The sequence below is a fragment of the Vibrio pomeroyi genome (assembly GCA_041879425.1).
GTDB classification, from domain to species: Bacteria; Pseudomonadota; Gammaproteobacteria; order Enterobacterales; family Vibrionaceae; genus Vibrio; species Vibrio pomeroyi_A.
In genome coordinates this window covers 1,847,189-1,859,001 of the sequence record CP090854.1, presented here as the reverse complement: position 1 = coordinate 1,859,001, position 11,813 = coordinate 1,847,189, and the positions used below count along the sequence as shown (strand labels likewise).

Annotated in this window: 9 protein-coding genes and 1 pseudogene; 3 read left to right on the top strand and 7 right to left on the bottom strand. The window is 42.9% G+C overall.

Translation table 11 applies throughout. The features are described 5' to 3' along the window. Positions 1–9: 9 nt before the first annotated feature. The 5 genes from L0992_08425 to L0992_08405 all read right to left on the bottom strand — a co-directional run bounded on the left by L0992_08425 (position 10) and on the right by L0992_08405 (position 4,028). Positions 10–210 carry a twin-arginine translocation signal domain-containing protein gene (locus L0992_08425; protein XGB65753.1) on the bottom strand — a complete coding sequence of 67 codons (201 nt, stop codon included), beginning with the start codon at positions 208–210 and terminating at the stop codon, positions 10–12. 78 nt (positions 211–288) lie between these two features. Next, positions 289–927 carry a molecular chaperone TorD family protein gene (locus tag L0992_08420; GenBank protein ID XGB65752.1) on the bottom strand — a complete coding sequence of 213 codons (639 nt, stop codon included), beginning with the start codon at positions 925–927 and terminating at the stop codon, positions 289–291. A 9-nt stretch (positions 928–936) separates the two neighbouring features. Continuing rightward, a complete protein-coding gene (locus L0992_08415) occupies positions 937–2,604 on the bottom strand; it encodes a 4Fe-4S binding protein (protein XGB65751.1) in 1,668 nt (555 codons plus the stop codon). Positions 2,605–2,905: 301 nt separating this feature from the next. Further along, positions 2,906–3,574, bottom strand: a complete 669-nt coding sequence (locus tag L0992_08410) for a DUF3306 domain-containing protein (protein ID XGB65750.1) — start codon at positions 3,572–3,574, stop codon at positions 2,906–2,908. Continuing rightward, a complete protein-coding gene (locus L0992_08405) occupies positions 3,564–4,028 on the bottom strand; it encodes a DUF3305 domain-containing protein (GenBank protein ID XGB65749.1) in 465 nt (154 codons plus the stop codon). Before L0992_08405 ends, L0992_08410 begins: the two co-directional genes overlap by 11 nt. A 398-nt stretch (positions 4,029–4,426) precedes the next feature. On the opposite strand from L0992_08405, the gene L0992_08400 reads away from it, so the two are divergent. Together L0992_08400 and L0992_08395 are read left to right on the top strand one after the other, a co-directional pair. After that, entirely contained in the window at positions 4,427–5,257 is an 831-nt protein-coding gene (locus L0992_08400) for a formate dehydrogenase accessory sulfurtransferase FdhD (GenBank protein XGB65748.1), read from the top strand. 306 nt (positions 5,258–5,563) lie between these two features. Further along, positions 5,564–6,298: pseudogene (locus L0992_08395) on the top strand (IS5 family transposase). A gap of 31 nt (positions 6,299–6,329) precedes the next feature. Here the strand turns inward: L0992_08395 and L0992_08390 are convergent. Then, positions 6,330–7,211 carry an MBL fold metallo-hydrolase gene (locus L0992_08390; protein ID XGB65747.1) on the bottom strand — a complete coding sequence of 294 codons (882 nt, stop codon included), beginning with the start codon at positions 7,209–7,211 and terminating at the stop codon, positions 6,330–6,332. Positions 7,212–7,825: 614 nt separating this feature from the next. Between L0992_08390 and L0992_08385 the strand changes: the two genes are divergently transcribed. Further along, complete coding sequence (locus tag L0992_08385; protein XGB65746.1) at positions 7,826–9,715, top strand: methyl-accepting chemotaxis protein; 1,890 nt, start codon at positions 7,826–7,828, stop codon at positions 9,713–9,715. Positions 9,716–9,848: 133 nt separating this feature from the next. On the opposite strand, the gene L0992_08380 is transcribed toward L0992_08385, so the two are convergent. Continuing rightward, positions 9,849–11,432: an ABC-F family ATPase gene (locus L0992_08380; GenBank protein XGB68708.1), complete on the bottom strand. Its 1,584-nt coding sequence runs from the start codon at positions 11,430–11,432 to the stop codon at positions 9,849–9,851. Positions 11,433–11,813 lie beyond the last annotated feature (381 nt).

The window sequence follows — 11,813 nt, the reverse complement described above, 5'->3', positions numbered from 1 at the left end:
CGTTATCTCCTAAAGTGTGTCGTAGTAATCGCGAATATGTTGCGTTTCACGATACCCAGTCTTCTTCACGTCTTCTTTCGAAATTTCAACAGTTTCTGAAGCGGTTGCCACTTTAGTTGTACCAGCGACAACGGCACCAGCAACGGCTGCAGTCGTCAAGCCTTTGAGTAAGTCCCTACGGCTTGTATTTATATCTTTATTATCTTTCATCATTGCTTCCTTACCTTACGGTAGATCTTTTTTTGGAGGCTTAATGCCCCTCTATCGATATAATCGCGTACTGCTCGATTACTCGTAATCAGTGACGTTTTTCACATCAATCTTTAATTTCTGCTTACTGCTTTTTGTATTCACGCTAAAACGCACTTGTTCTAACGTTAGGAATGCTTCACACAGCTGAGCGGCCGACTTGTAGAAGTTCGCGCTTTCTGCCCCTTCAAGCTGACGCGTGAAAGCGTTAAACCAAGGGCTAAGATGCTTATTGAAAATGGCTTGTTGAAGCGCTTCTTCTTCAGCCGTTAGCATGGCCATGACTTCACACAATGCTGCGATGTGATCTTCTGGCTCTTTTACTTGATCGTCACGCTCAATGCCTAAAAGCTCTAAGTCATGACGAATCTCTGCCAATGGTTTTTCCATCATGGCGCCAGTGCGATGCCAAGAACCAAATGGGACGACTTCTCCACGACCAATACCGATGAACAAGTCTTGATATTCGTCTTCAAGAGCTTCACGGTTTGATTCTGTTGCCGCTTGTTGAATCGCAATCCAAGCCTTTTGCATCGCACTTTCAGACGCTTCAATGTCTAGCGTTTTTAGAAAGTCGATCACCTCTTCAGAAGGTGCGCTACGAAACAGTGCTGATAGAACCAAATAGATTTCAGTTCTTAGTGTCTGTTCTTGTGCCTGATCCAAATTCGTTTCCAAGGCTAACTCCTAGTATTTCAATTGTTTCAATGGGTCTTGAGCCATTGAATCGAACATATCCACCACACGGCAGTCTTCACACATCGCAATACGATTAATCGCTGCTTCATCTGAAAAGTGAGAGTGACCGCGTAACTTATTCTGTAACATATCAATCATAGATTGAGGTGCGAATGGTTTATGGCAACGTACACATTCCGCTGCTTTCTCTTCATGAATCACAACCGCTTTCTGACGTTCTTCTTTCACCCAGTTCATACGAGGCGTTAGAGTCAGAACATTCTCAGGACATGCTTTTTCACACAGACCACATTGAATACAGTCTTGCTCTACAAACTTAAGTGATGGAGACGCGCCGTCGGTATGAAGCGCACGTGTCGGACACACAGCCACACAACTCATGCACAAAGTACAATCTTTGCTTTCACACGAAACCGTGCCATATGGCGCATTCGATGGAAGCTCAACAATGTTCTCAACTGGAATACGAGCTGAAGACATCGCATCAAGTGCAGTAAATAGACGTTGACGCTTATTGCCTTGAAGATCGCCAAGTGCTAGGTCGAACGAATCAACACACAATGTTGGAGGACCTTCACGTAGCGATTCTAAGTACAGGATATCGATGGTTTCTTTTGGAATTCCGATTTGGTCTAGCAGTTCTTGTGCAATCCCTACTTCGTTATTCAGAACTCGAATGATCGTTTCTGGCATAAAGCGAGATGCAGCAAACAGAACTTGAGTCGCGCCATTGACTAGAGCTGCAAACCAAGTATCAATCCCAATAGAAGGCAGTTCTTCGACAACAATAGGAATCACGTTATCTGGTAGCGCTTTAAGAGCCATCACATTGTAAGTTTCATGACGTGAGCTACAGATAAGTACGATAGGATCCAAACCGCCCGCTTGCTCGTAGTTAGCTAGCGTACGTTCAATGAATTTTTGAGTATCGTCAGGATTAGGCAATGCGTAAGAGATAGCTTCTGTCGGACAGCTCGTTGCACAAGTACCCACGCCTTGACATAGGTAAGGGTTAATCTCGATCTTGTGACCCGTCTTATCTGAGCCTTCGCTTGAAAGCGCGCCAGCAGGACAAGCATCAACACAACGCTCACAACCTTTCACGCCACGAGAACTGTGCGCACAAAGGTCTGTGTCTAAACGGAAGAACTTAGGCTTATCAAACGTGCCCATTAACGTAGGAATCTCTTCCAACGCTTCAGCCAATTTAGGATAGCCGCGCCCTACTGGGTAATAACCCGGTACAGGCACTTCTTCTGTCATACAGCTGCTTAGGCATAAATCCAAAACCACATCGAAGCAGTCATGATTAATCGCCACTTTCGCTAGGTTATTGGTTAGGCCTTTGCTTTCGATAAGAACTTCGAACGTACCAAGGAAACCAGAAACTTGAACTGCGTTTGCGTAGTAAAGCTCTGACTCAGTATTCGTCGCTTTTACACCATCGGTTGAAAGCAGTGTCAGGCTTGTTAACTGAGGCAATTGCGCCGCAGCACTTTCGATGATCGCCGTTGGACCAATAATCAGCGTATTACCACCGCTTTCATAACTGACTGTCGGTGGAATCAGGTTTGTTAACTCAACTGTATTTTCAAATGCATACAGCCTTGCTTTCGCGTTATTTGAAGTTGCTTGTTCTAATAATTGTTTAAGCATTGCTCAGTTCCATCTTTGGATATGGATAATCTGTTCAACCTTCATTGTAGTTAGCGATAGAGAACTTGCTGAGTAATCAGTTAACAACCAACGGTCTCGCTAGCTATTCATTATCCAGTCAAACTTACTCAGGCTATCTACAAAAAAGTTGATAATGAACGATATTTAGCAAATGCCATGCCAATTTAATATTTCATTATTTTCAATGAATTAGCGTAAATTTAAGTCTGTTTGGACAATAAAAAAACCGCTTGGGACATTTTGTCGCAAGCGGCTCATTGAGTGTTTAGTCAAAATGTACCTATTCTTTGTGTGGTATATTTTGTCCCACCTCTTTTAAGTCATCTTTTATAGATTCGATATCACAATTATCGGCTACTGTGTTTTTATACAGTTCTTTTTCTTGCTCCGTAATTTCGTCACTTTCAACAAGCTCTGATTCCGTTTTTTCAACGTTACTAGCTGGGGCTTCTTCTTTATTTTCAATATCTTGAGATGATTCCTCAGCGGGTTCTTCTTCAGTCTTATCTTTGACCCAATCACGTAATGTTTCAGCGACATCTTCGGAAAGTGACTTAAGATTGCTGTAATCGTCATCATAATCATCTAAGCCATCACGCACATTAAACTCCTCTGAGAGAAATAATTTACGCAATGCGGCTTTTTTTACGCTTTCTGATGCTTCTGATACCAATAGTTGGGCAACAGACAAATCTTCAGTTGCTTCGGTTGATCCATCTTGCGTGGCTTCAATCACAGTATCTGGAGCGTTTTCTAATGACTCAGATGTTTCTACGTCAGCAGAAGAAAGCGCATCAGACGAGGCTTCAGAAGTTGGAGCCTCTGAGGAAGTCACTTGAACTTCTTCAAGCGTTTGCTCGGTCTCTAATGTTTGTTCTGCTTGTGACGCTTGATCAGCAGAGTCGTCGAGTTTTCGTTGAGACCAACGGCTAAAGAAATTAGTTGCCATTTGATCTGCCCGCCCCTTTGCGCTTCTTACGTCTTGCTTCTAATAACTCGCCATGACGGCCGATAAAGGCTTCCATCCAGGCTTGTACAGGTAGAGGCATGTCGTAAGACAGTACTTGGTTATCTCCGTCCATGTATTGCCCTGCAACGGTTTGTGAGGCTGTCAGCAATTGAATGATTGGCTTAACGCCTGAATCGACATTATCCATCACTAAGAAAAGCTTTGGCTGCTGAGAGCTTAAATTGAATCGGTAGTCAGTACGTTCGTCTTTGTGTAACTGAAGCAAACACACGTCTTGAGTATCGTCTTCTGGTGACAGTTCGAATCCAGTCAATTCCCATTGAGTGGTTACCCAGATGCCCGTTTTGATCTCTTTCTCTATTCTTTGGACGCCGATAGGCCAAGCTGCTTCTGTTTTCTCATATTGTTCTTTGAATTCTTTTATCTCAGACATACTTCACCCAATTTATTTTCTTTGGTCTGAATGCACTTAGGACATTTTGTACTGAGCGCAATCATATAAGCCCTATAAAGCAATAAACACGCCAATAACCGCTAACCTACATCAACAAACATTGCTGCTTTTGTTAGTCAGTCACTCTTATAACGGTAGTCGATACGCGTAAATTCAGATAGCTCTACCCGTGAACTCTCATATTTTGCTCTATTTTAATCGAATGCTTCATGTTTTCTCGAATAGCCGCTATTTTGGAATGAGAATTGCTAAATGCTTGAGTTAAAGCTAAGACTGACTAAGTGACAGAGAACGCATGTATTCTAAAGAGTCGTATGATGACTCTTGCCTAACTTCTTATCTCTTAAAATCGCTATCTCATTAAGTAGGACGTGACTGTGGTAAAACCAAACATAATAAAAACCAGTGAAAACCCACTTCAGACCATCGAAGTTGAAGTGTTTGATGAATATGGCGAAAAGCTAACGAAACAAATCGCGTGTGAGCGCCCTCTTACCGTTATGTTGAACTGGAAAGAGATCGTAACGCTGATGACACTAGGCTCGCGCCCAGAAGCGTTAGTCTTAGGTTATTTGAAAAACCAAAGCTTCTTGTCTGATCCAGAAGCCGTTGAATCAATCATTATCGATTGGGAAACCAGCTCTGCTGCGGTTATCACCAAAGAAGACACCAGCCAGCTTGAACAAGCTCTGAAGAAGAAGACGGTAACGTCTGGTTGTGGCCAAGGCACCATGTATGGCAATGTGATGAAGCAGTTGGAAGATTACCAAGTGCCTCAAACCAAGATTAAGCAATCTGAAATCTACACGGCTCTAGAAGCACTGACTCATTACAACGACACCTACAAAAAAGCGGGCGCAGTCCATGGTTGTGCTGTTTGCAAAGACGATCAAGTGTTGTCGTTTGTGGAAGATGTAGGCCGTCACAATGCGGTTGATACCCTAGCGGGTGAGATGTGGCTTAACAAAGAAGATGGCGGAGATAAGATCTTCTACACCACAGGCCGTTTAACCTCTGAGATGGTGATTAAGGTAGCGCAGATGGGTATCCCCGTTCTGCTATCACGTTCTGGCGTGACGCAAATGGGCTTAGACTTAGCGCAGAAGTTTGGCATCACTACGATCGCTCGTGCTAAAGGCTTACGCTTCCAAGTGTTTACTGGTGCAGACAAGATAGATTTCGATGTAAAAGGTGAACGATCAGCGTAAGCTCTCTAAGGCAAATGTTATCTAAAACTGATTTTCTGATGAACTTATATACGGTGTAGGCGCAGGCTTACACCGTTTCTTTTGTTTCCTTGATTCTATTTACACCCCTCCCTTAGCACTTCTCCTCACAGCACACTCTGATAGCTACCCTGTTCAGCAACAAAATGCGCTAAGCATTAATGTTTAGCTCTCCTTAACGTTAATTTCAAAATTACTAGGGTATGTTGATCTTTCGTGAGTGTTTTTTGTACAGCACGGTAAAGAGTTATAATTTGCTTCGCCAAAAGTAAAACCATAACCAATACCATGCCAAGAACAATGTTAATTGATATTCGCTGGGAACTGCTACTCCAAGTTATGAAAAGTACAGGTCGTATTTACGATAAAACGGAACATCGAATGAGAACGGGTATTCCTTGGCGAGATCTACCCTCTGAGTTCGGAGAGTGGAGTACCGTTTACAGACGATTTAATCTTTGGTCAAAGAAAGGGTTTTTAGATAAGCTTTTCAAAAGTTTATCTAGCATGGCTGATTTTGAATGGGTCTTTCTTGATGGCTCTATAGTTCGAGCACATCAACATAGTGCAGGTGCAGCTACTGAAAGCTCAGAGCAAATAGGAAAAAATCGCGGGGGCAACTCAACCCAAATTCACTTAGCCGTGGATAGTGGTGGCCTGCCAATTTGCTTTGATTTATCAGAAGGACAACGCCACGATATAGTGCATGCCGAAAGCTTAGTTGAACAAGTCGATGAAGTTAATACCATCGTTTGTGATAAAGGATATAACAGCGAACCTTTGCGTACTTTTGTTAAGGAGCGTGGCGGAGAAACGGTAATTGCTAAACGCAATTACGGACAAGATATAGACAAAGATAGTATGGATTAGTGTCTATACAAGTATCGTCACTTGGTCGAAAATGCCTTTGGGAGAATTAAGCATTATCGGGCTATTTCAATCAGATATGACAAACTAGAAAGGAAATATGCCAGCATGTTATCGCTGGCATTTATGTTAATGTGGCTACCGATGTATTGTTGAACGCGAAATGTACAACAAAGATCAACACGCCTTAATTATTCGACACTAGGAAATAGACAATTTGAGTCATTCGTTCTGTACTGATATGGAACCATGCATATTCCTTGAATTTCTCTAGTGGGTTCTCTGCGACTACTTTGTTCAACGAGATCCCCTTTTCAACATATGGTAGCATCACATCTCTGATATCTTTAATGAGTTTAACAGACTTTTCTAGGTCGGCCTTACAACCAATGGGACCGTGACCAGGCAGGATAATGGTGTTATCATCTGCCATGTCGATAATTTGTTGCTGTGCTGCAATGAAGCCATCCAGAGTGCCGCCGTTTGTAACATCTAGGAATGGAAATATCCCGTTGAAGAATAAATCTGCAGCATGTATTACATTCATATTATCGAATATAACAATCACATCACTATCTGTGTGAGCGTTTGGTATATGTTTAAGGGTGACGCGTTGACCGCTTAGATATAACGTTGACGTGTCATTAAAAGTGATATTCGGTAAACCAAGTTTATTGAAGTGTTCATCTTTCAGTAGCGCTGCCATTGTATTATCGTGTGCTATGACGGTTGCGCCATCTTTAACGTAGTCAGAGTTACATGCTAGGTGATCTGCGTGAAGATGAGTGTTGATGACAAAGTCTATTGAACGTCCTGCTAATGCTTTGACGGTATTATAAGTGACTTGTGATGCTTTTTCTAACCCGTTATCGATAAGTACCGCTTGACTGTTGTTAACTATAAGACTCATATTTGCCCCCGGATTGCCACCGTCGGGTTCAAAAAAATGAAGGCCGTTACCTAAATTGGTCGATTTCCAAGAGTCGTCACCTTTTGGTTTCATAGATTCATCATAGATACCACCATTTGTCTCGCCGCGCAGAAAAGAGTTGTCATGTTTATTTGTCATCACTTAGTTCCTATGTTTGGTTAATCTTAATACTTGCGAAATAAGGGGCACCACTTTGCATCTGTGATTCTCACTTTATCTTATATGCCCTTAACCTCATCTCTCAATAATCTTTTAGCTCCAGCCCTTAACCATACACCATGTGCAGAAATTAGAGCGTCAAAATCAAGCTGTAATAGTCTATCAAAATCTTCCTTAATTGAGCCACCCTTGGGGGTCACTTGTTTTAACCAAGGAGGACCAATATTTACCCCTTTCTTAAAACCTAACAACTGTTAACTAAATAGTAATTTAACTACTTAAAATAACTCAAAGTCCTCACTTAATGCGATGCCTGCGATCTCAAAGGTTGCTGATATGAGTGTTAATGAGGACTTTTTCTTTTCCTATCTAATCTCACGTGCTTAACCTCGGCTTATCTAGCAAAGTATACGTGTCAAATCGCTAAGTTAATCATTAAGCTGTGCCTATCATCGCTTAAGCCTCTTTTCCCACCAACAGACCTTGCTTTAACAACTCTATAAGCTATTAGTTACATATCCATCATTTAAATATATCTAATAACTATTAAACATTGATGGATATAAAACGTCATCGGCTAAAGGGAGTTAACCATGAACAATCCACTGGAACCTCAGCAACGTGTGCTGTCTCTTTCTATTCGTAGTAAGTTTATTTTAATCAACCTCACCCTGTTTGTGTCTGTTTTGATATATGCGATCTACGAGCAGTTCAGCTTAGATAAATTGGAATCTCTAGAGCGTTCTGCGACTGAAAATCTTAGAAGCTCGGTCGATTTGTTAACTCTGAGACGGCATGAGAAAGATTTCTTGTCCCGTCACGACCAAAAATACGCAGAGCGTTTCGACAAAACCGCCGACACATTGAATCAGAGGCTGGTGACTTTGAATCAAACACTAGCCTCGCACAATCTTAACCTGTCCGAGCAAATGACTAAGATCTCCGATACCCTTCATCAGTACCAGAAACAGTTCCACCAGATCGTCAATCAAGTTAACGACATCGAACGCACAACCGCACCTTTGGGGTTTGTGGCGGCACTCGATGGAAAAAGAACGGCACTGAAATCAGCAATCGAATCAGAATCTAGTTTAGCTCTGGAACTTGCGCTGCTAGAACTGATCGAAAAAGACTTTCACTACCTTGCTCATACTAATGACCAAACCAACCGAGCTTTAGAAAATGCGCTCAAAGATTTTGAACCTTACGCTCAAACCTCTATTGGGACAGAACAAGCTTTTGCAGACTACAAAGCTGCCGTTGAAACGCTCCTAGTTGCCAATACCAATCTTGGCTTATCTGCCGAGCTTGGCCTAAGAGGCGCGCTGCGCAGCAACGTACATGAAACGGAGCAAGCGATTGAAGCCGTTCAGACAGAAATAAGCCAAGCCATTACTTCGGCGAGTACCCACACCAAAAACACACTCCACCTTTTCGGCGCGGCTATCGTCGCTCTACTCTCTTTGTTATTGGTGTTCATTGGTCGAAACATACTTGCACGTATAAAAGCGATCAACGTGATGATGGAGTCGATTGCGAATGGCGATGGTGATTTAACGGTTCGAATGAACGCAAAAGGCACCGATGAGTTAGCGCAACTTGCGCATTCGTTCGATACCTTCATCAATAAACTGCATGGCAATATCAAAGAGCTGTCGAGTGTGATGAAAGTGTTGACCGATAGTTCGTGTAGCTCTGAGGAAGCAGCCATCAAAAGCATGAGCAACGCAGAGAAACAGAAACAACAATCTGAATCAGTAGCGACGGCAGTTAATGAGTTGGTGATGACCAGCAATGAGGTTACTGCGAACATAGAAAATGCAGCAACCAATGCCGAGAAGATCAAAGACAACGCACATCAAGCGCTGCAAGAAACACAATCAACCAACGACAGCATTAATGTTTTGGTAGAGAACATTGCAGAGTCACAAAACTTGATTGTGCAGCTTGAAGAACAGAGTCGTGAAATCAATCAGGTCGTCACCACCATTCAAGGGATTGCGGAACAAACCAACCTACTCGCACTTAACGCTGCGATTGAAGCGGCACGCGCTGGCGATCATGGACGCGGCTTTGCGGTCGTTGCTTCTGAAGTGAGGGAGCTTTCGTTGATGACCAACGATTCAACCCATCAAATTGAATCGACTATCCATGGTTTAACCTCTGGCATCACCAAGACAGTTGCGAAAATGTCGGCAAGTTTAGAACAAACCGAACAAGTTAAACATCAAACCAAAGATGTGGTTAACGCGATTGAAGGGATCCACTTTCAGGTTGGAGAGATGTTCGACTTGAACAGCCAGATTGCGACCGCATCTGAAGAGCAATCCATGGTATCTGTTGAGATTGATCGTAACATCACCGACATCGCTCACCTAGCGAGTGATACGCATACTGTGGTGTCAGGGTCAGTGCGTTGCAGTGAACAGGTGTCAAACGTGAGCGTGAAATTAGAAAAGATTGTGGCTCAGTTTAAGTATTAGTGATTAGCGCAGGCTAATTGATTTGAGTCGTATGGAAAAATAAAAGGCCTCTATCTTATTGATAAGATAGAGGCCTTTCTAATTTTGACTACGTACTAACGTGTTATTACGTATTAACTCTCGCTAAACAGTATTAGCCACGTGCTTTTAGGAATTCAGCGTATGTACCGCGGAAGTCGTTGATCTTGCCGTCACGGATCTCAAGGATACGAGTTGCTAGAGAGTCTACGAATACACGGTCGTGAGATACGAAGAACAATGTGCCTTTGTAGTTCTCAAGAGCCAAGTTAAGCGCTTCGATAGATTCCATATCCATGTGGTTCGTTGGTTCATCCATAAGTAGGATGTTTGGCTTGTGCATCATGATCTTACCAAGAAGCATACGACCTTGCTCACCACCAGAGATTACCTTTACAGACTTCTTGATGTCGTCTTGGCCAAACAGCATGCGACCTAGGAAGCCACGAACAACTTGCTCGTCTTCGCCTTCTTGGCGCCATTGGCTCATCCAATCAAACAGATTCATGTCAGTCTCGAAATCGTGTGCGTGATCTTGAGCGTAGTAACCGATGTTTGAGTTTTCAGACCATTTGTACTCACCAGTGCGTGGCTCTAGTGCGCCAGCTAGCGTGTTAAGTAGCGTTGTTTTACCTACACCGTTTTCACCGATGATAGCAACACGCTCACCTACTTCGAAGATACCGTCGAACTTGTTGTATAGGTCTTCTTCAAAACCTTGAGATAGGTTTTCAACCACAAGTGCGTTACGGAATAGCTCTTTAGACTGTTCGAAACGGATGAATGGGTTTTGACGGCTAGACGCTTTAACTTCGTCTAGTTGGATCTTGTCGATTTGCTTAGCACGAGACGTTGCTTGCTTCGCTTTAGATGCGTTAGCAGAGAAACGAGATACGAACGTTTGAAGCTCAGCAATTTGTGCTTTCTTCTTAGCGTTGTCAGACAGTAGACGTTCACGCGCTTGAGTCGCAGCTGTCATGTACTCATCGTAGTTGCCTGGGAATAGACGAAGTTCGCCGTAATCAAGGTCAGCCATGTGTGTACAAACAGAGTTTAGGAAGTGACGGTCGTGCGAAATGATGATCATTGTGCAGTTACGTTGGTTTAGCGTATCTTCCAACCACTTGATGGTGTCCATATCCAGGTTGTTCGTTGGTTCGTCAAGAAGCATGATATGCGGGTCTGCAAACAGTACTTGAGACAATAGAACACGAAGTTTCCAACCTGGTGCTACTTCGCTCATTAGACCGAAGTGCATAGATTCTTCAATACCTACAGCAAGAAGAAGCTCACCCGCTTTCGCTTCTGCCATGTAACCGTCCATTTCAGCGAACTGAACTTCAAGGTCTGCCACTTTCATGCCGTCTTCTTCGCTCATTTCTGGCAAAGAGTAAATGCGGTCACGCTCTTGCTTAATAGCCCAAAGCTCTTTGTGACCCATGATAACCGTGTCGATTACCGTGAATTCTTCGTAAGCAAATTGGTCTTGGTTTAGCTTAGCAACGCGCTCGTTTGGATCGTAGCTTACGTTGCCAGAAGTCGGCTCTAGTTCACCAGATAAGATCTTCATAAACGTCGATTTACCACAGCCATTCGCGCCGATTAAACCGTAGCGGTTGCCTTCGCCGAACTTAACTGAAATATTTTCGAAAAGTGGCTTAGCGCCGAATTGTTGGGTGATATTTGCTGTGGAGATCAATGCCATTACCTTCTTAATGTGAAAAACGTCGCAACGTTACTTGTTCAGGGCTTTAACTGCAAGTATTGATTGCATTTACCCGCTATTAAGTGAGTGATAACCCAGCCAAATCATAGTTTGAGCTGACTCACATTTTTGATTTCTATTTTAAGCGCAATAAAACGCCCATATTCAATAGATCGAAAGTCGCGAATGGCTGAGCAAAATCCGGTTTATATAAAGACATATACTGTGTAAATAATTAAATATATCGCACAGTAAACTGTTACAACCAAACCTACTTAATACAAAGCTATTTACAACATCATCTGATGCTCCAATATTAGCCTAACCTCTGACAATTTCATGACAAAGACCCAAGAATCAGGGATAAAGTACTCG